Origin of the sequence: Kaistia geumhonensis, from assembly GCF_030815145.1 — a bacterium.
GTDB lineage: Bacteria > Pseudomonadota > Alphaproteobacteria > Rhizobiales > Kaistiaceae > Kaistia > Kaistia geumhonensis.
Genome location: NZ_JAUSWJ010000001.1, coordinates 4,193,178 through 4,214,929 on the forward strand (window position 1 = coordinate 4,193,178; position 21,752 = coordinate 4,214,929).

Annotated in this window: 22 protein-coding genes; 7 read left to right on the forward strand and 15 right to left on the reverse strand. The window is 67.5% G+C overall.

The genetic code is table 11. From position 1 onward, the window contains the following. Window positions 1-29: 29 nt before the first annotated feature. Window positions 30-824 (reverse strand): molybdate ABC transporter substrate-binding protein, encoded by a 795-nt coding sequence (gene modA, locus QO015_RS19940; RefSeq protein ID WP_266283822.1) that lies wholly within the window; start codon window positions 822-824, stop codon window positions 30-32. A gap of 135 nt (window positions 825-959) precedes the next feature. On the opposite strand from modA, the gene QO015_RS19945 reads away from it, so the two are divergent. Beyond that, window positions 960-1,586, forward strand: coding sequence for a glutathione S-transferase family protein (locus QO015_RS19945; RefSeq protein WP_307291015.1), 627 nt, complete (start codon window positions 960-962; stop codon window positions 1,584-1,586). A gap of 188 nt (window positions 1,587-1,774) precedes the next feature. Then, complete coding sequence (locus QO015_RS19950; protein ID WP_266283824.1) at window positions 1,775-2,017, forward strand: hypothetical protein; 243 nt, start codon at window positions 1,775-1,777, stop codon at window positions 2,015-2,017. Window positions 2,018-2,032: 15 nt separating this feature from the next. On the opposite strand, the gene QO015_RS19955 is transcribed toward QO015_RS19950, so the two are convergent. After that, on the reverse strand, window positions 2,033-2,386 hold the full coding sequence (locus QO015_RS19955; protein ID WP_266283825.1) for a DMT family protein: 354 nt from the start codon (window positions 2,384-2,386) through the stop codon (window positions 2,033-2,035). Between the two features lie 207 nt (window positions 2,387-2,593). Here QO015_RS19955 and QO015_RS19960 point away from each other — a divergent pair, with 207 nt between their 5' ends. Then, on the forward strand, window positions 2,594-2,950 hold the full coding sequence (locus QO015_RS19960) for a winged helix-turn-helix domain-containing protein (RefSeq protein ID WP_266283827.1): 357 nt from the start codon (window positions 2,594-2,596) through the stop codon (window positions 2,948-2,950). Here QO015_RS19960 and QO015_RS19965 read toward each other — a convergent pair. From QO015_RS19965 to QO015_RS19985, 5 genes are all read right to left on the reverse strand, one after another. Beyond that, window positions 2,931-4,187 carry a BaiN/RdsA family NAD(P)/FAD-dependent oxidoreductase gene (locus QO015_RS19965; protein WP_266283829.1) on the reverse strand — a complete coding sequence of 419 codons (1,257 nt, stop codon included), beginning with the start codon at window positions 4,185-4,187 and terminating at the stop codon, window positions 2,931-2,933. The two genes, QO015_RS19960 and QO015_RS19965, sit on opposite strands and share 20 nt — an antisense overlap. Window positions 4,188-4,208: 21 nt before the next feature. Beyond that, window positions 4,209-5,030: a lytic murein transglycosylase gene (locus QO015_RS19970; RefSeq protein ID WP_266283831.1), complete on the reverse strand. Its 822-nt coding sequence runs from the start codon at window positions 5,028-5,030 to the stop codon at window positions 4,209-4,211. 124 nt (window positions 5,031-5,154) lie between these two features. Continuing rightward, complete coding sequence (locus QO015_RS19975) at window positions 5,155-5,637, reverse strand: YaiI/YqxD family protein (protein WP_266283833.1); 483 nt, start codon at window positions 5,635-5,637, stop codon at window positions 5,155-5,157. A gap of 264 nt (window positions 5,638-5,901) precedes the next feature. Then, a complete protein-coding gene (locus QO015_RS19980) occupies window positions 5,902-7,137 on the reverse strand; it encodes a lytic murein transglycosylase (RefSeq protein WP_266283835.1) in 1,236 nt (411 codons plus the stop codon). 72 nt (window positions 7,138-7,209) lie between these two features. Further along, window positions 7,210-8,007 (reverse strand): DUF1194 domain-containing protein, encoded by a 798-nt coding sequence (locus QO015_RS19985; protein WP_266283837.1) that lies wholly within the window; start codon window positions 8,005-8,007, stop codon window positions 7,210-7,212. Between the two features lie 125 nt (window positions 8,008-8,132). Between QO015_RS19985 and QO015_RS19990 the strand changes: the two genes are divergently transcribed. Continuing rightward, the gene (locus QO015_RS19990) at window positions 8,133-9,608 is read left to right on the forward strand and encodes a DHA2 family efflux MFS transporter permease subunit (protein ID WP_266283839.1); all 1,476 of its coding nucleotides are present in this window, start codon (window positions 8,133-8,135) and stop codon (window positions 9,606-9,608) included. A gap of 26 nt (window positions 9,609-9,634) precedes the next feature. On the opposite strand, the gene QO015_RS19995 is transcribed toward QO015_RS19990, so the two are convergent. Both QO015_RS19995 and QO015_RS20000 read right to left on the reverse strand, forming a co-directional pair. Next, window positions 9,635-11,695 (reverse strand): elongation factor G, encoded by a 2,061-nt coding sequence (locus QO015_RS19995; RefSeq protein ID WP_266283842.1) that lies wholly within the window; start codon window positions 11,693-11,695, stop codon window positions 9,635-9,637. A gap of 203 nt (window positions 11,696-11,898) precedes the next feature. Beyond that, on the reverse strand, window positions 11,899-12,399 hold the full coding sequence (locus QO015_RS20000; RefSeq protein WP_266283881.1) for a DUF992 domain-containing protein: 501 nt from the start codon (window positions 12,397-12,399) through the stop codon (window positions 11,899-11,901). Between the two features lie 206 nt (window positions 12,400-12,605). Here QO015_RS20000 and QO015_RS20005 point away from each other — a divergent pair, with 206 nt between their 5' ends. Beyond that, a complete protein-coding gene (locus QO015_RS20005; protein WP_266283844.1) occupies window positions 12,606-13,598 on the forward strand; it encodes a magnesium transporter CorA family protein in 993 nt (330 codons plus the stop codon). A gap of 7 nt (window positions 13,599-13,605) precedes the next feature. Here QO015_RS20005 and QO015_RS20010 read toward each other — a convergent pair whose 3' ends face one another. The 3 genes from QO015_RS20010 to QO015_RS20020 form a co-directional block, all read right to left on the reverse strand. After that, window positions 13,606-15,066 carry a phospholipase D-like domain-containing protein gene (locus QO015_RS20010; protein ID WP_266283846.1) on the reverse strand — a complete coding sequence of 487 codons (1,461 nt, stop codon included), beginning with the start codon at window positions 15,064-15,066 and terminating at the stop codon, window positions 13,606-13,608. A gap of 9 nt (window positions 15,067-15,075) precedes the next feature. Beyond that, window positions 15,076-15,516: a VOC family protein gene (locus QO015_RS20015; RefSeq protein ID WP_266283848.1), complete on the reverse strand. Its 441-nt coding sequence runs from the start codon at window positions 15,514-15,516 to the stop codon at window positions 15,076-15,078. A 92-nt stretch (window positions 15,517-15,608) separates the two neighbouring features. Then, window positions 15,609-16,811, reverse strand: a complete 1,203-nt coding sequence (locus tag QO015_RS20020) for a pyridoxal phosphate-dependent aminotransferase (RefSeq protein WP_266283850.1) — start codon at window positions 16,809-16,811, stop codon at window positions 15,609-15,611. A 166-nt stretch (window positions 16,812-16,977) separates the two neighbouring features. On the opposite strand from QO015_RS20020, the gene msrP reads away from it, so the two are divergent. Beyond that, window positions 16,978-17,934, forward strand: a complete 957-nt coding sequence (gene msrP / locus QO015_RS20025) for a protein-methionine-sulfoxide reductase catalytic subunit MsrP (RefSeq protein ID WP_266283851.1) — start codon at window positions 16,978-16,980, stop codon at window positions 17,932-17,934. Between the two features lie 432 nt (window positions 17,935-18,366). On the opposite strand, the gene QO015_RS20030 is transcribed toward msrP, so the two are convergent. Beyond that, window positions 18,367-19,257, reverse strand: a complete 891-nt coding sequence (locus tag QO015_RS20030) for a LysR family transcriptional regulator (RefSeq protein ID WP_266283852.1) — start codon at window positions 19,255-19,257, stop codon at window positions 18,367-18,369. Window positions 19,258-19,292: 35 nt separating this feature from the next. Continuing rightward, complete coding sequence (gene trxB, locus QO015_RS20035; RefSeq protein ID WP_266283853.1) at window positions 19,293-20,261, reverse strand: thioredoxin-disulfide reductase; 969 nt, start codon at window positions 20,259-20,261, stop codon at window positions 19,293-19,295. Between the two features lie 204 nt (window positions 20,262-20,465). On the opposite strand from trxB, the gene QO015_RS20040 reads away from it, so the two are divergent. Further along, entirely contained in the window at window positions 20,466-20,930 is a 465-nt protein-coding gene (locus tag QO015_RS20040) for an Lrp/AsnC family transcriptional regulator (protein WP_266283854.1), read from the forward strand. On the opposite strand, the gene aac(3) is transcribed toward QO015_RS20040, so the two are convergent. Beyond that, window positions 20,931-21,737, reverse strand: a complete 807-nt coding sequence (gene aac(3) / locus QO015_RS20045; protein ID WP_266283855.1) for an aminoglycoside 3-N-acetyltransferase — start codon at window positions 21,735-21,737, stop codon at window positions 20,931-20,933. It lies immediately after the preceding gene. Window positions 21,738-21,752: the final 15 nt, after the last annotated feature.

Below are 21,752 nucleotides of genomic sequence, written 5' to 3' on the forward strand. Positions count from 1 at the left end.
GCCTCGCGCCCGTGTCGTCCGGGCCGACCCTAACCCTTCACGTCGGGAACCGTGAACCCCGCACCCTCGAAGATCGCGCGTGCTTCCGCCGAGCGGAGGAAAGCGAGGAAGGCCTCCGCCCCCGGATTCGTCGAGGCCTTGATGCGGGCGAGGGGATAGACGATCGGCTTGTGGCTGTCTTCGGGGAACGTTCCCACCACGCGGACGTCCGGTTCCGCTCTGGCGTCCGTGCCGTAGACGATGCCGAACGGTGCCTCGCCACGCGCGACGTAGGCGAGGGCCGCGCGCACATTGTCGGCTTCGGCGACATGCGGCGCCACGGCGGCCCAGACGCCGAGCTTCTCCAGCGCCGCCTTGCCATATTTGCCGGCCGGCACCGAAGCGACCGCGGCCATGGCCAGCTTGCCGTCGGCGCCGAGCGCCTCGGCAAGAGGAAAGCCGGGCGCGATGACGAGCGAAGCCGTCGAGGCCTTCGGGGCGACGAGGACGAGCGTGTTACCGAGCAGCGTCACGCGCGATGCCGGATCGATCAGGTCCTTCTTGTCCAGCTCGTCCATCCAGTCGAGATCGGCGGAGATGAAGAGATCGGCCGGTGCACCGGCCTCGATCTGCCTCGCGAGTTGCGAGGAGCCCGCATAGCTGACGACGACCTTTCCGCCCGACTTCGCCTCATAGGCCTCCACGGCCGCGCCCAAGGCGTCCTTGAGGCTGGCGGCGGCGAAGACGACCGTGTCGGCGGCCCCGGCCGGCAGCGCGGCCAACGGCATTGCGAGGAGGGCGAGGCCGGCGAGCGCGGCGGCGAATCGTCGTGTGAGGAAGGTCATGGCAGGGCTCCGGATCGGAGCGATATTTCTGCACGGAAATGTCGCTCGATCAATCGCCGTGATCCATCGATCGCCAAACGGAATTGGACGCCGCAATCGGAGCCGGCGATCATGCTGTCGGACAAGGGGGATGCGATGACCGGAACCTACACGCTCTATTCGATGCAGGCCTCGGGCAACTGCTACAAGCCGCGGCTCGCCATGCACGAACTCGGCATTCCGTTCCGGATCGTCGAAGTGGTGAAGGGCGCGGGCCAGACGACCGCCCCCGAATTCCTCAGCCTCAATCCCAATGCGCAGGTGCCGCTGCTGATCCTGCCCGACGGCCGCCCGCTGTCGGAATCGAACGCCATGCTGTTGCATCTGGCCGAGGGCAGTGCGCTGGTGCCCGAAGACCCCTATGACCGGGCGCTCTGCTGGCAATGGCTGTTCTTCGAGCAGTACAGCCACGAGCCGGTGATCGCCGTCGCCCGCAACTGGCTGCATCTGACGCCGGGCGGCCGGGCGGCCATGGCGCACCGGATCGAGGAGTGGCAGACGCGGGGCCACAAGGCGCTCACCGTCATGGAGCGGCGGCTCGAACAGGCCGACTTCCTGGCCGGATCCGGCTTTTCGGTCGCCGATATCGCGCTCTATGCCTATACCCATGTCGCCGGCGACGCCGACTATGATCTCGGCCTTTATCCGGCGATCCGGGCCTGGCTGGCACGCGTCGCCGCGCGGCCCCGCCATGTCGGGCTGGAGTGGCGGCCGGCGGCGTGACCGCGATCACAGACTCGTTCAGCTTCCCCGCCTAAGGATCGGCGGCGGCACGCGATTCCGCCTGTCGCCCCTTGCCATGATTTGACCACGCATTCTTGCGGTGCCGGACACATTCGCTCCGAACGGGCGCCGCACTCGGGCGTCTGAATGACCGGCATTGCGATTGACCGAACCGACGGGGACGAGCCATGCACGAGCGCTTCACATTTGGACGAGATCCGCGGCGCGAGACGCGGACCCGCCGCGCCTTCATGCTCTGGATGGCCGCCTATACCGCCGCGCTCGTGCTCGTTGCGATCGTCTCGCTCACCGGTGGCGTCAGCCAGAACCATGGAGAGCCGACGCAACAGGCGCGCGTCATGATGGCGCCGCAGAGCGCGCTCGATCCGCGCCCCGCGACGGTTCTGGTCGATCTCGGGGATGACGGCTGACCGCCGTCCCCCTGCTCAGAACTTGTGAAAGATGAAGGCGGCGCCGCCGGCGATGAGCGCGAAGCCGACCAGGTGGTTCCAGCCGAGCGGCTCCTTCAGATAGAGCCAGGAGAACAGCGCGAACACGACGAGGGTGATCACCTCCTGCATCGTCTTCAGCTGGGCCGCCGAATAGACGCCGTGGCCGATGCGGTTGGCAGGAACGGCGAGGCAGTACTCGACCAGCGCGATGCTCCAGGAGATCAGGATCACCTTGACCAGGTTGGTCGAGGGGAATTTGAGATGCCAGTACCAGGCCGTCGTCATGAAGACGTTGGAGCCGATCAGAAGCAGGATCGGCGCAATGGCCGGGGAAAGGAAGTTGGGCATTCGGACCTTCTTCGCTGGCGGAACCGTGCGGGGAGTGACGGCACGCGCTGAATAGAGCGGCCGGTGACCAGACGCCAAGGGGAGCCGAGGTCACAGTCAGCCGCAAATTGTCGTGACTACGCGCCGGTTCCGGCCTGCGACAGCGTGGACGCGGCAGGGAACGCCGCGGCATGATCGCGGCGGGATCGACCGCCGCGGACCAGAAACGTGCACAAGCCCAACCAGATCGAAGGACTGCGCTTCCGCCTCGTGCTGAAGCCGGGCTTCGCGCTCGGCCCCGGCAAGGCGGATCTTCTCGAGGCGGTCGCGGCCACCGGCTCGCTGGCATCCGCCGGCGAGCGGCTCGGCATGAGCCCCAAGCGCGTCTGGACGCTCACCCGCGAAATGAACGAAGCCTTCCGCGCGCCGCTGATCGAGACCGAGAAGGGCGGCAGCGGCGGCGGTGGTGGCGCGCGTCTCTCGCCGCTCGGCGAAGAGGTGCTGGCCCGCTATCGCGCGATGGAGCGGGACGCGACCCAAGCGATCGCAGCGGGAATGGACGCGCTCAGGTCGGTGCTTCGCTAGGCGGTCTTGGGGACAGGCCGAGACGCGCGGCGATGCCGGACGCAGCGGCTACGCCGGTCGCCATCACCGCCTGCAGCAGATAGCCACCGGTCGGCGCTTCCCAGTCCAGCATCTCGCCGGCAACGAAGGTGCCGGGCCGCGCCGTCAGCATCAGCGTGTCGTCGATGGCATCGCGGCTGACGCCGCCGGCGGTCGAGATGGCGCGGGCAAGACCGGACGGCTCGCCAATCGTCAGCGGCACGGATTTGATCAGGGCGGCGAGCGCGGTGGGATCGCGGGGAAGGTCGCGCACTGCCTCGCGCATCAGGTTGATCGCGACTGGTGCCAGCTGTGTTGCCTTGCGCAGGCGGTTCGCGAGCGATTCGCTCGGACGTTGCCGTGCCAGCCGCCCCGCGATGGCCTCGGCGCTGCGCTGGGGCAGGAGATCGAGCGTCACCGTTGCCGATCCTTCTCGCGCCACGGCGTCCCGCAGCGGCGCCGAGAGGGCGTAGATCGCGCCGCCTTCGAGGCCGTACTTCGTCACCATCGCCTCGCCGCGGACGCTCTTTCTGCCGAAGCTGATCGCGATGTTCTTGAGCGGCTCACCGGCGAAGCGGCCGCGGAAGCTCTCCGACCAGGCGACGGCGAAGCCGGAATTGGCGGCCCTCAGCGGCGTCACGGCGACGCCGGCCGCCGTCAGTATTGCCGCGAAGCTGCCGTCGGAGCCGAGGCGCGGCCAGCTGGCGCCACCGACCGCGAGGAGCGTCGCATCGCCATCGATCACCTCCTCGGACCCATCGGCCCTGCGGAAGCGGTTGGCGGAGGGGCCATCGAAGCCGATCCAGTCCATGCGCAGCCGCAAGGTGACCCCGAGCGCATCGAGACGACGCAGCCAGGCGCGCAGCAGCGGCGAGGCCTTCATCGATTTCGGAAAGACACGGCCGCTCGAACCGACGAAGGTCTCCTCGCCGAGCCCGGCGGCGAAGGCGCGCGTGGCCTCGGGCGGGAAGGCTTCGATCATCGGCGTGAGCCAGGGTTCGGCCGCCCCGTAACGCGCGAGGAACGCCGGAAGCGGCTCGCCATGCGTCAGGTTCAGTCCGCCGCGCCCGGCCATCAGCAGCTTGCGGCCGGGGGAGGGCATGCGGTCGAACACCGTCACCGCCGCGCCTGCTTGCGCGAGGCGTTCGGCGGCGATCAGGCCCGCCGGGCCGGCGCCGATGATGGCGACGCTCGGCCGGGCGGATGCATCGGACGACATGGGGCTGTGCCGGCGGGCGGCTTACTGCTTGCCGACGAGCTTGTCCGCGAAGAGCGCCGCGCTCTTGGCGTAGACCTCGGCCTTGTTCCACTGGCGCAGCACGTTGAAATTGGCCGAGCCTTCTTCCCAGCTGCCGCCGCGCTGCCAGCCATAGCCCTTCAGATAGTTGGCGGTCGAGGCGAGGACGTCGGCCGGGCTGTGGCGCAGATCTGCATGGCCGTTGCCATCGAAATCGACCGCGAAGCGGACATACGAAGTCGGCAGGAACTGCGTCTGGCCGAGTTCGCCGGCCCAGGCACCCTTCATGTCGCCGGGCGAAAGATCACCGCGCTGAACGATGGTCAGCGCCGCCATCAACTGGTCGGTGAAGAAGGCGGAGCGGCGGCAGTCGAAGGCGAGGGTCGCCAGCGAACGGAAGGTCGACATGGTGCCGCTGCCGGCGCCGAAATCGGTCTCCATGCCCCAGATCGCGATGAGGATCGGCGCGGGCACGCCGTAGGTCTTCTCGATGCGCGCCAGCACATTGGCATATTGCTGCATCAGCTTCTTGCCCTTGGCGACGCGGCCGGCCGAGACGACGCGGGCCGAATAGACCGAGAAGGGCTGCTTGAAGTGCTTCTGGTTGCGGTCGAGCTTGATGACGCGGGGATCGTAAGTGACGCCGGAAAGCGCCGCGTTGACGACGCGGGGCGAGATGCCGTTCGCCGCCGCTTCCGCCTTGAAGCTGTCGAGCCAGGCCGGGAAGTCGGCGGGATTGTTGCTGCAGGTGGCGGCATTCGCCGCGGTAGCGCCGGCAAGGAGAACCGTGGCGGCGGCCAGCATACGGAGCTTGTTCTTGATCATGATCAGCCTTCTTCTTCTCCGCGTCGCTGGGGACATTGGCTCGCGGCAGTCACACGGACCGGGAGGATGACGCGTTCAAGGTTACTTTCTCGTTGAAATCGAGCCTGAACATGGCAGGCGGCCGCTATCCGCCGGTTTCTTCACCGAAACCGCGCCGCTTCAGGCGGCGGATGGACTGATCGAGCGCCGAGAGGAAGGCCGAGCGGTCGCTGCGCGAGAAGGGCGGCGGGCCGCCCGTGACGGCGCCGGCGCTGCGCAGCTCCTCCATGAGATTGCGCGTCGCGAGCGCCATCCCGATCGAGTCCGCCGTGAAGGCGCGTCCGTTCGGCGCGAGGACGTCGGCGCCCGCCTTGATGGCGCGATCTGCGAGGGGGATGTCCGCCGTGATGACGATGGTTCCCGGCGCGGCGCGCTCGGCGATCCAGTCATCGGCGACATTGAGCCCGCTGCCGACCAGCACGCGCTCGATCGACGGATCGCGAGGGATGGCGATCGGGGCATTGGCGACGACATAGGTCTTGAGGCCGTGCCGCGCGGCGACCTTGTAGACCTCGTCCTTGACCGGACAGGCATCGGCGTCGACGAGGATGACGATCTGGCCGCTCACGGCTCCTCCCAAAAATAAGAAGGGCCGCCGTCAGGCGACCCTTCCATTGTCAGACCGCGACCTGGCCGAAACCAGGCTCCGTGGCGAAGCCAACCGGGGGCCGGTCAGGCGGCGCAGATCTCCACGAAGTCAGAGATCCGGACCATCGTGACGAAGCCTCGCGGCGAACGACAATGAGACACGGGATCACCTCCTTTCGTTTGTTGACGATGAGGAGAGGATAGACCAGTTTGCCGCCGCCGTTAAGGGAAAAATCCTGCGCCGTCAGCGGATTGCCCGAAGGAGGGCCGTATCGGGGAAGCAGGTCGCGGCGCGGCCGTTCTCTTCCTGCCATGATCCGACGGCGATGCGGGTCTTGTAGCCGACGAGCCCGTCGGCGCTGCCGACATCGACGCCGCGCGCCTCCAGGCGCTGCTGCATGGCGCGGACGTCGCCGCGGTCGAAGCCGCCGACATCGGCCCAGCGGCCGGAGAAGGGCGCGGCATTGCCACGGATCCGGTCGGCGAGATGGCCGATGAAGAGCGCGTAGAGGTCGCTCTCGTTGTACGTCTTCAGGACATAGAAATTGTCGGTGACGAGGAAGGCCGGGCCAAAACGGCCAGCCGGCATCAGCAGATGCATAACCTGCTTCTGCGAGCGCGCCTTGATCGGCGTGCCGTCCGGATTGCGGACGCCCATCTCGATCCAGGCGGAAAGCGGCTTGCCCTGGTCGGGGCCCTCCAGCGTGCAGGAGACGGTGGCTGGGACCTGCACCTCGAAGCCCCAGCCGGTGCCCGCCTGCCAGCCGTTCTGCTTCAGGTAGTTGGCGATCGAGCCGAGGACGTCGGGGACCGACTTCCAGATGTCGCGCCGGCCTGTCCGGTCGAAATCGACCGCGGTCGAGAGATAGACGGAGGGCAGGAACTGCGGCTGGCCGAGCGCCCCGGCCCAGGAACTCTTGAACTCCGACAACGGCACATGATCGCCCTCGAGGATGACGAGGGCGTCGATGAACTGCGGATAGAAATGGTCCTTGCGCGTGCCCATGAAGGCTTCGGTCGCCAGCGCCTGGATGGCCGAGTAGCGCAGCCGCGCGGCGCCGTAACCGGATTCGCGGCCCCAGATCGCGACGATGATGGAAGGCGGAACGCCATAGCGCGTCTCGACCTCGGCGAGCGTCCGCGACCATGTCGTGAAGCGCGTGCGCCCGCCCTGAACGAGCGCGCGCATCTTGCCCTCCTCGAAATAGGGGGCCGGGCCACGGAATTCGGCCTGCCGCTGCGGTTCCTCGCGGGTCCGCGGCTGGCCGGGAGGGGCCAGTTCGGGGAGCGTCCAGTCGAGCTTCAGCCCGGCGAAGGCACGGTCCATTGTGGTCTGCGAGACGCCTTTGGCCGCTGCATCGGTCCGGACAGTGGTCGCCAGCCACCGCTGGAAGGCCGCCTCGGTTTCGGCGCGCGGCTGGGCGCCGAAGGCCGCGAGCGGCAACAGAACGAGCAGGGCAAGGCTCAGGAAGAAGCGCAAGACGTCACTCCGTCGGGGACCCGGAATCGGTTGCCGACAGTGAACAATCGCCGGCGGCGGCGCAATGCGTCTTCACCGACCCATCCAGTTCTGGCGCAGCCGCTCGCCGATCATGCAATCCGAGCCTCCGGTCGCCGCGTCCGCGGCCGCCAGCATGAGCCGGGGCTTCGTGGCGGCGATCTCCTGGATCAGCTTGCGCCGGATCGCCGTCTCGAACTCGTCCGTGGAGGTCACGGTGATCGTAAAGGCGCCCGGCCCGCCCACCACGCAGTCGCGATAATAGAGGTCGAGATCGGCGATATCGAAGCGACTGAAGCCGCCGCCGGGCCGCAGGACGATCGGCAGGCCGTTGACGACGATTCCCCGTGCAAGCACCGCATCACGGGCAGGCTCGACGGGAAGGCCGCTATTGTTGGGCCCGTCGCCCGAGACGTCGATGACGAGCCGTTCGCCCGCGAAGCCGTTGTTCTCGAACAGCGTCGCCGCGAAGATGAGGATCGAGGAGATGGAGGTACCGAAACGGCCCGAGGGATCGGCCGGGCCGATGGCCGACGCAAATCCCGCGGCGCTCGCCTCGTCCTCGACCAGACGCCAAGGCACCACCACGCTCTCCGACCCGGGTCCCGACCATTCGACATAGGTGAGGGCGATGCGGCCGTGGAGGCCAGAGCGAATGGCGCCGATTACGTCGGGATGGCGGAGCGCCGCGCGGTAGCCCTGCCGCTGCAACTCGCGTTCGCCGACATCCATCGACCGCGAGACATCCACGGCGAGCACCAGTTCGACATCGACGGCATCGTCGGCAGCCCGCGCCGGCGAGGCAGACGCGAGGGCGGCGAGAATAGCCAGAAGGCAAAGAAAGGAAGCCATCGGGAACCTGCCGTCGGGGTTGGCATGCAGGACGGATGCGCTACTCGTCCAATGACGATAGGCTCGATGGCCGGCTGCGCAAGGCGCCCGGTGGAAGATCGGCATCGCAATTGCGTGAGGGCATCATGGCGAAAGGCGCCGTCGGGTCCACGGCCGCTGGCGCGGTCCTGCTCGCGACCATCCTCGCCTCCGGCATGGCCTTCATGGACGGATCTGTCGTGACGGTGGCGTTGCCGGCGATCCGCGAGGGGTTCGGCGCCAGCTTCGTCGAAGGTCAATGGACTGCCAACGCCTATACGCTGACGCTGGCGGCGTTCACGCTGCTCGGCGGTGCCGCCGGCGATGCGTTCGGGCTCCGGCGTGTCTTCATGCTCGGAACAGCCCTGTTCGGAATCGCCTCCGCCTTCTGCGGCTTTGCCTGGTCCGTTGAGGTGCTCATCGCCGCGCGCGCCGTGCAGGGCGTCGGCGGCGCACTGATGGTGCCGGGATCGCTCGCGCTCATCTCGGCCCACTACCCGCCCGCGGTGCGCGGGAGGGCGATCGGCACCTGGGCAGCGGCCTCGGCCATCGCGCCGGCGATCGGGCCGGTGCTCGGCGGTTTCCTCGTCGATCACGGCTCGTGGCGGGCGATCTTCCTCATCAACCTGCCGCTCGCCGCGGCGGTCCTGGCCGTGACGGCGCTGAAGGTGCCCGGCGGCGAGGCGCGGCGCGAGGCGCCGATGGATTGGGCCGGCGGCGCGCTGGCGGTTGTCGGGCTGGGGCTGCTGGCCTTCGGCCTGACCCGCCTCGCGGAGCCGGGCGGCGGGGCAGGATTCGATCTGGCGGCAACCGTCGCGGGGCTCGCCGTACTGGCCGGGTTCATTCTCTTCGAGCGGCGCACCGCGCATCCGATGATGCCGCTCGCGCTCTTCGCCGACCGCCAGTTCGCCGGCGTCAATCTCCTCACGCTGCTGCTCTATTTCGCGCTGTCCGGAGCGCTATTCTTCCTGCCGACCGCGCTCATCGAGGCGCATCGCTATCCGGCGGCGCTGGCGGGCTCGGTGTTCCTGCCCTTCGTGCTCGTGATGGGCCTGCTGTCGCGCTATGGCGGCGGGCTCGCCGACCGCCTCGGCCCACGGCCCGTGCTGACCGTGGGCCCGATCGTGACAGGGCTCGCCTTCGTGCTGCTTGCGCCCGCCGTGCAGAATGGCGGCTTCCTCACCGCGATCGTGCCCGTCATGCTGCTGATGGGGCTCGGAATGGGCATCACGGTGGCGCCGCTTTCGACGGCGGTGATGAATGCCGCGCCGCCGTCGCTCGGCGGGGCCGCGTCCGGTGTCAACAACGCCGTCGCGCGTGTCGCGGGTCTCGTCGCGGTCGCGAGCCTCGGCCTCGCCGTCGGCATCGGCTTTTCGCTGACACTCGGCGGCGAGACCGGCGCGGCCGCCGATGCCGTGCGGGCCGCAGGCTTCGGCGCGGCTTCGGCGGGCGCCGACCTGGCGACGATGCTCCTTCGCACGCGCGCCACCATCGCCGGCTTCGGCGCGGCGACGGTGATCTGCGGCGTCCTCGCGATCCTCGCGGGCATCGTCGGCTGGCTGACGGTGCGGCCGCAGGCGTAAGGTCCGAGCGGCCGCCCGTCGTCTCATCAGGCGGCGTGCAGGCCGGCGCGTCGCGCTTCCGCCGCCACGCGGCCGTGGCATTCGGCGAGATGGTCGAAACGAGCGACATAGCTGCCGGCGCCGGCGGTGATCGAGCGGAGTTCGACGATCAGCCCCGCCATCTCCGCCTCGGGGATCTCCGCCTCGATGACGTCCCAGCCCGGCCAGCCGCGGCGCGCGTCGAAGCCGAGCAACTGGCCGCGCCGCTGAGTGACCATCATGTTGACGCGCGGCGCCGCCTCGGAGGGAACGCGGATCGAGACATGCAGCACCGGCTCCAGCAGCACGGGCTGGCAGGCCTCAAGCGCCTCGCGCATGCCGATCTGCGCCGCCGTGCGGAAGGCTTGATCGGAGGAGTCGACGCTGTGATAGGAGCCGTCGACGAGGCGCACCGCGACATCGACGACGGGATGGCCGAGCGGCCCCTTGCGCAGCACGTCCTCGACGCCGGCCTGCACGGCAGGGATGTAGTTGCGCGGGATGGCGCCTCCGGTGACCGCATCCTCGAACAGGAAGCCGGCGCCGCGCGGCTGCGGCCGGACCTCGAGCACGCAGTCGCCGAACTGGCCGTGGCCGCCGGACTGCTTCTTATGCCGCCCGCGAACGCTCGCCGCCTTGCCGATCGTCTCGCGATAGGGAACGGCCGGGGCCTGTTGCTCGATCGCGAGACCATAGCGCGCGGCGAGGCGTTCCAGCGTGACGCGGAGATGCATCTCGCCTTGGCCGCCGAGGCGCAGTTCCCCCGTCTCGGCATCGTGGCCGATGACGAGAGCCGGACTCTCCTCGATCATCTTCGCCAGCGCCTGCGCGAGTTTCGCCTCGTCCCTGCGTTCCGCCGGCGCGAGCGCGACCCCGATGACGGGCTCCGGTGTCGCGAGCGGCGCAAGCTGGACCGGCATCGCGCGACCCGTCGAAAGGGTCATGCCGGTTCGGGCGCCGTCGAGCTTGGCGAAACCGGCCGTTTCGCCCGCCGCTGCCGCCTCTCGCTTTGCCATTTGCTGGCCGAGCAGGCGGACGACGCCGGAGACGCGACCGACGGAGCCGGTCGGGCCGTTGAGTTCGGCGCCCTCGTCGACGCGTCCAGCAAGCACCCGGCCGACCGAGAGCTTCCCGGCATGGCCGGCATTGATGGTCTTCACGACCTGCACCACCGTATCGCCGCCGGCATCGAGACCGAGCCGCGCCGCGGTCGCTGCGACATCCGGCGCCTCGTGGCGGATCGCCTTCATCAGGCGGCCGATGCCATGGCCATGAAGGGCGGAGCCGATGAGCACCGGGCAGAGGATGCCGGCGCGGAAGTCGGCCACGAGATCGGCGAAGACATGCTCACGCGAGGGCTCGATGTCCGAGAGCAGTTCCTCCATCAGCGTGTCGTCATAGTCGGCGAGCTTTTCCAGCATCGCATATCGGGCAGCAGCCTCGCGGTCGCGCTCCTGGCCGGCAAGCGGGATCACCTCGCTCGGCGCCTGTTCGCGGTAGAGGAAGGCCCGCTCGAGCGCGAGATCGACGAATCCCGTGACGATGTCGTTCTGGCGGATCGGAATATGGCGCAGCAGCAGCGGCACGCCACTGGCGGCCTGAAGCATGGCCAACGTCTCCTCGACGCCGAGTTCGCTGCGGTCGATCTTGTTGAGGAAGATGAAATGCGGGAGGCCGCGCTCCTCCAGCTGCTTCAGCCAGGTCTGCAGGGCCGGCATCTTGCGGGGATCCGCCTCGACGACCACCACGGCGCAATCGACCGCGGCGAGGACCGCCTCCGCCTCATGCGCGAACTCGACCGAGCCGGGACAGTCGAAGATGGTGATGCGGTCGTCCAGAAAGCCGGTCTCGGCGATGTTGATCTCGACGCTCATCTGATGAGCTCTCGCCTCTGGCGAGGCATCCCCGACCGATGTGGCGGCCTGGACGCTGCCCGGTCGCGCGATCGCTCCCGTGCGCGCCAGCATCGCCTCGAGCAGCGTCGTCTTGCCGCTTGCGAACGGGCCGACCAGCGCGATCGCCTTGGGGCCGGCTCTTCTGCCGGCGTCCGATCCTCTTGCCTCCGTCATCGCTTCCTCCGTTCATGAAATGTTCTAGAGACATCCTCACGTCTTCGGTCGCGGGCCAGGCCCGGGAGCCCGGCCGGCCATGGGATGGTCTCAGGGAACGCGCGGTCGCGCAAGTTTGGCCGGTCCGAGGGGGGAGCGGACGGCAAACGGCCCGCGCGGATGAACCGGCGCGGGCCGCGGCAGAGACGGGGCGGTTGGCTGGATCAGGCGCTCGGAACGAGCGTCAGCGCGGCGCCGCCGGCAGCGGCGTTGAGGCCGATATTGCCCGTTATGCTGATCATCTGCAGGGCGATCGAACCGCCCGTGCCGCCGACGAGAACATTGGCGCCGACGCCTGCGACGACGCTCGCCTCGGCGGTCGCGCCGAGATAGAGGCCGGAGAGGGCGCCATGATGATAGCCGGCGACCGGAGCGAACACTGCCCAGATGATCTTGCCCTGACGGGTCCAGCCGATGTCGACACCGAGCTTCTTGATGTTGCCCGTGTAGGTCTCGACGCGGCCCTTGTTCGAGCGGAACGTGCAGGACAGCTCCTTGGCCGAGCCGATCACATAGCCGAGGCCGCCGCCGACATCGCATTCCAGCATGCCGATCTTCACGCCGTTGCGCTCGTCGTCCTGATAGGGCATCGGCTGGGACATGTCGGCGGCGCGGGCGACGCCTGCGGTGGCGAGCGCCGCGGCCAGCACGGCAGCGATCTTCATCGAGACGGACTTCATGCTCGTATTCCTTCTTCTAGCGAGCGGCACCGGAAACGGGCCGCTGTTGGAGCCCCGTTTAGGTCATGATAACGGAGAGCAGGCCGCTTTGATCCAAAGGAGCCTCGCACTGCGTCATCGCAAGCGGGGCTCGAGGTCGCAAGCCCTAGCGGCGGGTCTTGGTGAATCGGCGGCAAAAGTCGGGTGCCTTCATGCTCAAAGCCTATGTTCTCGCCGAGGGCGGGCCGTCGCCGGCAGCGCTTCCGCCGATCGAGGCGCTGGGCCGTGGCGAGGCGGGGGGCATCGGCTGGGTCGATCTCCATACTCCCGACAAGACCGAGGAGGCCGCGGCGGAGGCGTTTCTCGGCGGGCTGATCCCGACGCAGGAGGAACTGAGCGAGATCGAGTTCTCGAGCCGGTTCTATGTCGAGGACGACATCGTCATCATGACCGCTAGCATCATCGTCGGCATTGACCAGGGCACCCCGGGGCTGACGCCCTTCTCCTTCGCGCTCGGCAGGGACAAGCTCGTCACGCTGCGCTATGCCGACATGACGGCCTTCAAGCAGTTCATGCAGCGCTCGATGAAGGCCAGCAGCGGCTGCACCAGCGCGACCGGCGTCTTCGCCGCGCTCATGGAGGCGTTCATCGACCGGTCGGCGGATGTTCTGGAGCGGATCGCGCAGTCGGTCGATCGCCTGAACTCGGAGATCTTCGACCAGCGGGCGAGAAGGCGTCAGCGCAACCGGCGCCTCGCGGGGGCGATCAGCGGCCTTGGTGTCCAGGGCGATCTCGCCTCCAAGACGCGCGAGAGCCTCGCCTCGCTCGAGCGGCTCGTCCAGTATGCGGCGGCGATGGTGCCGGATCCGCCGAAGAGCAAGGGCACGTTCGCCGCGCGGCTGAAGCTGATGCTGCGCGACATCCGCTCGCTGGAGGACCACGCCAATTTCGTCATGAACAAGATCACCTTCCTGCTCGACGCGACGCTCGGCCTGATCTCGACCGAGCAGAACAAGGTGATCAGCGTGCTGACGATCGTCTCGACGGTCCTGCTGCCGCCGACGCTGATCGGCGCCATCTATGGAATGAACTTCGAGTACATGCCCGAGTTGCACTGGCATGTCGGCTATCCGGCGGCGCTCGGCGCGATGGTGCTCTCCGCCGTGCTGCCCTACCTTTACTTCAAGTGGCGCGACTGGCTCTGACGCCGCGTCAGAGATAGGGCGAAGCGAGGCGCGCGGCGGAATCGCGCAGGCGGACGAGGAGCGGCCGCCGCTTCAGTTCCGACTGGCGGACGCGGCGGGCGGACTTGACCTTGCCGTCGATGATCGCGTCCACCGTCGCGGCAAATTCCGACGAATAGGCCTCGACGTTGAACTCGAAATTGAGCCTGAGGCTGCGCGCGTCCCAGTTGGCGCTGCCGAACATTGCCCAGGCGCCGTCGACCGTCATCAGCTTGGAATGATCGAAGGGCGCGGCCGTGCGGCGGACGACGCAGCCGGCGCGCAGCAGCGGCGCGAGCAGCGCATTCATCGCCCAGTCCATGTAGACGTGGTTGGAATGGCCCGGCAGGACGAGTTCGACATGGACGCCGCGCAGCGCGGCGAGGGCGAGCTGCGATCCCAGCCGGTCGTCGGGCACGAAATAGGGCGTCACGATGCGGACCCGATTCTCGGCCCGGCCGATGGCCGAAGCCATGGTCCACATCAGCTTCTCGTTGTCTTCGTCCGGTCCGCTGGCGATGCCGCGCGCGGGGATGTCGCCGGCCGCGCTGATCTCGCCGAACCACGGCGCGCCGGTCAGGCGCTCTCCGGTCGTGAAGGCCCAGTCCTCGGCGAAGGTCTCCATCAGATGGGCGACCACCGGGCCCTCGACGCGGAAGTGCAGGTCCTGCACCGCCCGCTTCGGCGGAATGTCCATGACGCGGAAGAGATTGTCGGAGGCGATGTTCATGCCGCCCGTGAAGCCGAGCCGGCCGTCGATCACCAGCACCTTCTTGTGGGTGCGCAGGTTGATGAACGACATCTTCCAGGGCGCGATCTCGTGCATGAAGCGCGCAGCGGGCACGCCGGCTGCCTTCAGGCGCTGAAAGGCGGGGCTGCGCAGATAGCCGGAGCCGAGCCCGTCGACCAGCACGCGCACGGCGACGCCGCGCCGATGGGCGGCGATGAGGGAATCGATGATCGGCCCGCCGCCGGCATCGTCGTGGAAGATGAAGCTGCAGATCGCGACCGAGCGCTCAGCGGCGTCGATCGCCGTGCACATCTCGGGATAGGCCTCGTCGCCGCAGACGAGCGGGTGGAGCGCGTTGCCGGCGAGGAGGGGGCGGCCGGTGAGCCGCAGGCCGAACTCGGCCAGCGGTTCGAGATGCTCGTCGCCACCCTCAGGCTCGATGTCCTCCGGCGCAAGCGCATAGCGCGAGGTCGGCGCGTCGATGTCCGAGCCGGGTCCCGAGAGCTTGATCGCCTTGCGGCGCACGCGGTTGACGCCGAAGAGAAAATAGAGGACCGGCCCGATATAGGGCGACAGCCAGGCAAGCCCGATCCAGGCGATCGTGGATTGAGGCGCGAGCCGGGTCAGAAGGGCATGGACCGTGACAGCCGCGGCCATCGCGATATGGAGAAGCGACAGGAAAAGCGCGAAGCTGCTGCTGTCGAGGAAAGTCCCGATCATCGCTGCCGTTCAGTTGGTCGGAGGCTGCCAGAGCGGCGGCTGATGGGCCGGCGCGCCGTTGACCTCAATGATGTTGTTGTCGGGATCGATGAAATAGAGCTGGGGGAAGCCCGCGACGCCCGTTCGGCGCACCACGACCAGACGCGGATCGCCTTCCTGCACGTCTTCGCGGAAGCCAAGCGAGACAAGGTGGTTGAGCATGCCGTCGAAATCGTCGGTCCGGAAGGCGAAATGCCAGTCGTTCACGTCCGGAAAGGGGCGCCGGCGAAAGCAGCCCTCGTCATATTTGATGAGGTGAAGCTGCAGCTCCCCGCAGGCCAGCCAGACGCCTGCCGTCGAGAAGGGCGGACGTTGCAGCCGGTCGAGGCCGAACACGCGCTGATAGAACTCGATCGAGCGTTCGAGATCCGTGACCACCAGAGCCACGTGGTGGATCGACAAGCCGGCCATGATTGCCTCCCCGACAACCCGATTGAAGCGACGGGGCAGGATACGGTCCCGCCCCGCGGCTGTCGTCAGGAATCGCGGCGCCGGCGCGCCGATCAGCGAAGATTGCCGCAGAAGCGCTGGATGCGGGTGCAGGCTTCTTCGAGCGCCTCGGTCGAGGTCGCATAGGAGATGCGGAAATGCGGGGCGAGGCCGAAGGCCGAACCCTGGACCACCGCGACGCCTTCCTCTTCGAGAAGGGCCGTGACGAAGCTCTCGTCGTCGGTGATGCTGGCGCCGCCGGCCGAGGTCAGGCCGATGGTGCCGGCGCAGGACGGGAACACGTAGAAGGCGCCTTCCGGGTTCGGGCAGACGATGCCCTTCGCCTGGTTCAGCATCGAGACGACGAGGTCGCGCCGCTTGCGGAACACCTCGCGATTGGTGGCGATGAAATCCTGCGGCCCGTTCAGCGCCTCGACTGCCGCCCATTGCGAGATCGACGACGGATTGGAGGTCGACTGCGACTGGATGGTGCCGATCGCCTTGATGAGATGGGCGGGGCCGCCGGCATAGCCGATGCGCCAGCCGGTCATGGCATAGGCCTTCGAGACGCCGTTCACGGTCAGCGTCCGGTCATAGAGCCGCGGCTCGACTTCGGCGATGGTCGAGAATTCGAAGCCGTCGAAGACGAGATGTTCGTACATGTCGTCCGTCATGATCCACACATGCGGATGACGGAGCAGCACGTCGGCGATCGCCCGCAACTCGGCGCGCGTGTAGCCGGCGCCGGTCGGGTTCGACGGCGAGTTGAGGATCAGCCACTTCGTCTTCGGCGTGATCGCGGCTTCGAGCGCCGACGGGGCGATCTTGTAGCCGCTCTCCTGCGGACCCACGACCTCGACCGGCGTCGCGCCGGCGAGCGCGACGATCTCGGGATAGGACACCCAGTAGGGCGCAGGAATGATCACCTCGTCGCCGGGATTCAGCGTCGCCATCAGCGCGTTGTAGAGCACCTGCTTGCCGCCGGTGCCGACCGTGATCTGATTGGGCGCGTAGGTGAGGTTGTTCTCGCGCTTGAACTTGGCGGCGATGGCGGCCTTGAGCTCGGGGATGCCGTCGACGGCGGTGTACTTCGTCTTGCCCTCGCGGATCGCCCGGATGCCGGCTTCCTTGATGTTCTCGGGCGTGTCGAAATCAGGCTCGCCGGCGCCGAGGCCGATCACGTCGCGGCCGGCCGCTTTCAGCTCGCGCGCCTTGTTGGTGACCGCGATGGTCGCGGACGGCTTGATGCGGGCGAGGCTGTCGGCGAGGAAGGCCATTTTCAAGGCTCCGGAAGGAGGGATTGTGCGGCGCGGAACCTAGTCGCGCCGCCCCGCCAAGGCAAGCCGAAGCTGGTGCCATGGCGCCGCGCCACGCCATCGTGATTTGACGGCGGTGGCGCACGCCCTAGCTGTTGGGCAATCCATCGAAGGGACGGAGCGCATCATGCTGATCAGGCGGCGTCGGGGCTGGGAAATCGCCGAGCGGGAAGCGACGCCGGAGTCTGTCTTCCTGAACAGGCGCGCGATCCTCGCAGCCGGCGGCTTCGGCCTCGCCGCGCTGGCGCTCCCGCGCGCGCCCCGGGCTGAGGACGCCGATCCGGGCGCGTCGCTTTTTCCGGCCAAGCGCAATCCGCGCTACACCATCGAGCGCGATGTCACGCCGGAGGACATCAACCTCCACTACAACAACTTCTACGAATACGGCACCGACAAGGACCTCGCGGCGGCGGCGGAAGCGCTGAAGACACGGCCCTGGACGATTGCGATCGACGGCCTTGTCGAAGCACCCAAGACCGTCGCCATCGACGATCTCTTCAAGGCGATGACGTTCGAGGAACGGCTCTACCGCCACCGCTGCGTCGAGGCCTGGTCGATGACCGTGCCCTGGACCGGCTTTCCGCTCGCGGCGCTCGTCGCCTATGCGAAGCCGCTGTCGGGCGCCAAATATGTGCGCTTCGAGACCTTCATGGATCCGGCCATGGCGCCCGGCCAGAACGAGCCGTTCTATCCGTGGCCTTACGTCGAGGGGCTGACCATGGCGGAGGCGACCAACGAGCTCGCCTTCATGGTGACCGGGGCCTATGGCAAGCCGCTGCCCAATCAGATGGGTGCGCCGATCCGCCTGCATACTCCGTGGAAGTACGGTTTCAAGAGCATCAAGTCGATCGTGAAGGTGTCATTCGTCGAGGAGCAGCCGCTCAATTTCTGGCAGCAGTTGCAGTCCTCGGAATACGGCTTCTGGGCGAATGTGAACCCCGAGGTGCCGCATCCGCGCTGGAGCCAGGCGACCGAAACCGTGCTCGGCACCAACCAGCGCATCCCGACGCAGCTCTTCAACGGCTACGGCGCGTTCGTCGCCGACCTCTACAAGGACCTGCAGGGGCAGCCGCTCTATATGTGAGCAGTCCTGCTGCGGCGCATCAGCCGGAGTGCATCGCAAAAAGAAAAGGCCGGGCGCTCTTGCGAGGCCCGGCTAAGTCTTTGTTGCTGCGGCAGGGAAGACGCAGCAAACACCTTCCAGAGGGAACAGTTGAGGTCCACGGGCGGCAGGGAGGAGGAAGCCGCCGGCAACGCATCAACTGATGAGAGATATGGAGCGATCGCTCTGCACAAACAACCGGCATCAATGCATTGCAGCTATGCATTTCCGGTGGATCAGAACAAAAATTCGTGAAGGGTCGAATTCTGGAATGTCGAGCGTCGATCGGCGGTCGATCCGGAAAGATTTTGCGCCAATTCGCTGAAAAAACGCTACGGCGGCCATAGGGCTTTTCGCAGTGCAGCGTAGTGCATGCAATGCTGGCGCCGAAATGTGCAGTTTTTGGACCTGCCTTCAGAATTGCCAGTTCTGCGCCTTGGCGAGCATGAAGTCGCGGAAAGCGGTGACGCGGGCCGAATTCTTGAGTTCGGCCGGATAGCAGAAATAGGTCGGGAAGCTCGGCACCTGCGCTTCCGGCATCAGCTTCACCAGCGGCGAACCTTCCTCGATCATGTAGTCGGGAAGGATGGCGATACCCGTGCCCCGCTCCACCGCCGCCTTGATGGCGTAGATGTTGTTGATGCGGACGATCGGCTCGCGGGGATTGTCGGTCGAGCGGCCGGCGATCTCCAGCCAGTTCACGTCGCGGATGTTGGGCGGAACCGGCACGCCGAAGGTGACGATCCGGTGATGGTCGAGATCTTCCAGCGTTTCCGGCTTGCCGAAGCGGGCCACGTAATCGGGCGAGGCGTAGACGTGATAATGCGTCGTGAACAGGCGGCGCTGGATGAGATCCGGCTGCACCGGCTGTCGGAGGCGGATTGCGACGTCGGCCTGCCGCATGGTGAGGTCCAGCTCCTGATCGTCGAGGATCAGGTGCAGGTTCACCTGCGGATGCAGGTCGACGAATTCGTTGAGCCGCTCGGTGAGCCAGGTCGAGCCGAGCGCGACCGTCGTGGTGATGCGGAGCGTGCCTGTTGGCTTCTCGCGTGAATCCGTCAGGCGGATCCTCACGCCCTCGAGCTTCATCATCACGTCCTGCGAGGCGCGGAAGAGAAGCTCGCCCTGCTCGGAAAGGATCAGTCCGCGGGCATGGCGGTGGAAGAGTGGCACGCCGAGATCCTGCTCGAGCGCGCTCACCTGCCGCGAGACCGCCGACTGGCTCATGCCGAGCTGCTCGCCGGCATGGGTGAACGACCCGGCTTGCGCCGCCGCGTGAAAGATCCTGAGCTTGTCCCAGTCCATCTTGGCGGCGCCCCCGACGCCCGTCCGTCGCGTGTCTATTCGGCCGCGACGGCCGTCATGTCCGCGACCGGATTGGCCGCCAGCCAGCGCTCGGCCTCCAGCGCCGCCATGCATCCCTGTCCCGCGGCCGTCACGGCCTGGCGGAAGACCTCGTCCGTCACGTCGCCGGCCGCGAAGACGCCGGGGACGCTGGTCGCCGTCGAATCCGGCGCCGTCCAGATATAGCCCGACGGCTTCAGCCTGACCTGCCCGGCAACGATCTCGGTGGCCGGCGCATGGCCGATGGCAATGAAGACACCGTCCGTCTCGACGTCGGTCACGGCGCCGGTCTCGACATTGCGCAGCTTGAGGCCGGTGACCGAAGGCGGGAAGCCGCCCTTGCCGGTCACTTCCTCGATCACGCTGTTCCAGACGACCTTGACGTTGTCGCGCGCCAGGAGGCGGTTCTGCATGATCCGCTCGGCTCGGAAATGATCGCGGCGGTGCACGATCGTCACCGACTTCGCGATATGCGAGAGATAGAGCGCCTCCTCGACGGCGGTGTTGCCGCCGCCGACGACATAGATGTCCTTGCCGCGATAGAAGAAGCCGTCGCAGGTGGCGCAGGCCGAGACGCCGAAGCCCTTGAAGCGCTGCTCGCTCTCGAGCCCCAGCCACCGCGCCTGCGCGCCCGTGGCGAGGATCAGCGTGTCGGCCGTGTAGACCTCGCCGGAATCGCCCTTGAGGACGAAGGGACGCTGCGAGAGATCGGCCTCGATGATGTGGTCGGTGACCATCCGCGTGCCGACATGCTCGGCCTGCAGTCGCATCTGCTCCATGAGCCACGGGCCCTGGATGACGTCGGCGAAGCCGGGATAATTCTCGACATCGGTGGTGATGGTCAGCTGGCCACCCGGCTGGACGCCGGAAATGAGCACGGGTTCCAGCATCGCGCGCGCGGCGTAGATCGCGGCGGTGTATCCTGCGGGGCCGGAACCGACGATGATGAGCTTGGCGTGTTGCATGATGCGCCTGAAATAGGAATGGCCGGCAGTTTCTGTAAGGTCGTGACCTTAGAGGGTTGAGCGCAGCGCATGCAAGGCGGCGAGCCATGCATTCGTGTGTGTTCTCCCGGACAATTGTTTCCGAATCATGGCGCATCGGCGAGAATCGGTGGAAGAGGGCGGACGGCGGCGCCGCACGGGGCCTCGCCGCAGCCGGAGGCATTCGTGAAGGCCACGCTCGACGCGATCGACTGGAAGATCCTGAAGGAGCTTCAGGACGACGGACGCATCACCAATGTCGAACTGGCCCGGCGGGTCGGCATCTCCGCGCCGCCGTGCCTGCGCCGCATGCGCGCGCTGGAAGAGGCCGGGATCATCACGGGCTATCGGGCGCTGGTCGACGAGAAGGCGCTCGGCTTCGACGTGACGGTGTTCGCGATGGTCGGACTGTCCAGCCAGGCCGAGGCCGATCTCTCCGGCTTTGCGGCGCGCGTGCGCGAGTGGGCGATTGTCCGAGAGTGCTACATGCTGTCGGGCGAGGCCGACTTCATCCTTAAATGCGTGGCGCCAAGCCTCCGCGCCTTCCAGGGCTTCATCGAGGAACTGACCGCCGCGCCGAATGTCGCCAGCGTCAAGACCTCGCTGACCATCCGCCGCGTCAAGGACGCGCCGCTGGTTGCGATCGTCTGATCAGCCGGCGCGCGCTTCCATCCAGCTGACGGCGAAGGCGACGATCGGCGCCGCGTCGACCAGGATGGCGTTAGCGTCGCCGACGCGGCCGCGCCGCCCTTGGCCGGTCGCAAGAAAATCACTGACGATGGCGCCGAAATAGTCGTCCGCGAAGGCTGTGACGACCGGATCGCCGGTGTCGAATTCCTCGATCATCCGCCAAACGGTTCCGGCGGTGGTCGCGAAGGGCACCTCGACCCGGCGGATGCGCTTGCCCGGCAGCCGCGCCAGATGCTCGGCATGGTGCAGCAGTGTCATCGTATCGAGCGGCGCGCCCACATTGAGCACCTTGCCGCCCATGGCGACCAGTTTCGAGAACGGAGTGCGCTCGCCATAGCCGTAGTCGAGCGGGTGGCCGGCAGTGATCTCCGCCGCCTGGGCGCCGAGCGCGACGATCGAGGCGCCGGGATTGCCGCTGCGGCGGGCACCCGGAGTCGTGCGCAGGAACTCCGGCAGGATGCCGTTATGGCGGATCGCACGCGATCTGGCCGGATCAAAGGGCGGGATATGCGGGCGCCAGCGCTCGGGAACGCGGCCTTCCGCGTCGAGGAGATCGTCATAGGAGCCATCCCAGTCCGCATAGGCGAGGATGGTGCCCTGTGGTCCGACCGTATCGAGAAGCGCGCCGATCAGCGCGTCGGGCCCGTTCAGGAGCGGCCCGACGCGGCTCATCGCGGCATGGACCATGACGATGTCGCCGGCCCCGATGCCCAGCGCCGCGCAATCGGCGGCGAGGTCGGATCGCGTGCGATAGGGGGCCGGCGTCATGATTGCTGCGCTCCA

Bases quoted from the DNA above. Each gene is read 5' to 3' on its own strand.
- trxB (WP_266283853.1), bottom strand. From the start codon at position 20,261: ATGCAACACGCCAAGCTCATCATCGTCGGTTCCGGCCCCGCAGGATAC.
- QO015_RS19970 (WP_266283831.1), bottom strand. From the start codon at position 5,030: ATGATCAAGAACAAGCTCCGTATGCTGGCCGCCGCCACGGTTCTCCTT.
- QO015_RS20000 (WP_266283881.1), bottom strand. From the start codon at position 12,399: ATGAAGATCGCTGCCGTGCTGGCCGCGGCGCTCGCCACCGCAGGCGTC.
- QO015_RS20005 (WP_266283844.1), top strand. From the start codon at position 12,606: ATGCTCAAAGCCTATGTTCTCGCCGAGGGCGGGCCGTCGCCGGCAGCG.
- modA (WP_266283822.1), bottom strand. From the start codon at position 824: ATGACCTTCCTCACACGACGATTCGCCGCCGCGCTCGCCGGCCTCGCC.
- QO015_RS20015 (WP_266283848.1), bottom strand. From the start codon at position 15,516: ATGGCCGGCTTGTCGATCCACCACGTGGCTCTGGTGGTCACGGATCTC.
- QO015_RS19945 (WP_307291015.1), top strand. From the start codon at position 960: ATGACCGGAACCTACACGCTCTATTCGATGCAGGCCTCGGGCAACTGC.
- QO015_RS19985 (WP_266283837.1), bottom strand. From the start codon at position 8,007: ATGGCTTCCTTTCTTTGCCTTCTGGCTATTCTCGCCGCCCTCGCGTCT.
- QO015_RS20030 (WP_266283852.1), bottom strand. From the start codon at position 19,257: ATGGACTGGGACAAGCTCAGGATCTTTCACGCGGCGGCGCAAGCCGGG.
- QO015_RS19950 (WP_266283824.1), top strand. From the start codon at position 1,775: ATGCACGAGCGCTTCACATTTGGACGAGATCCGCGGCGCGAGACGCGG.
- msrP (WP_266283851.1), top strand. From the start codon at position 16,978: ATGCTGATCAGGCGGCGTCGGGGCTGGGAAATCGCCGAGCGGGAAGCG.
- QO015_RS19990 (WP_266283839.1), top strand. From the start codon at position 8,133: ATGGCGAAAGGCGCCGTCGGGTCCACGGCCGCTGGCGCGGTCCTGCTC.
- QO015_RS19955 (WP_266283825.1), bottom strand. From the start codon at position 2,386: ATGCCCAACTTCCTTTCCCCGGCCATTGCGCCGATCCTGCTTCTGATC.
- QO015_RS19995 (WP_266283842.1), bottom strand. From the start codon at position 11,695: ATGACGGAGGCAAGAGGATCGGACGCCGGCAGAAGAGCCGGCCCCAAG.
- QO015_RS20010 (WP_266283846.1), bottom strand. From the start codon at position 15,066: ATGATCGGGACTTTCCTCGACAGCAGCAGCTTCGCGCTTTTCCTGTCG.
- QO015_RS19965 (WP_266283829.1), bottom strand. From the start codon at position 4,187: ATGTCGTCCGATGCATCCGCCCGGCCGAGCGTCGCCATCATCGGCGCC.
- QO015_RS20020 (WP_266283850.1), bottom strand. From the start codon at position 16,811: ATGGCCTTCCTCGCCGACAGCCTCGCCCGCATCAAGCCGTCCGCGACC.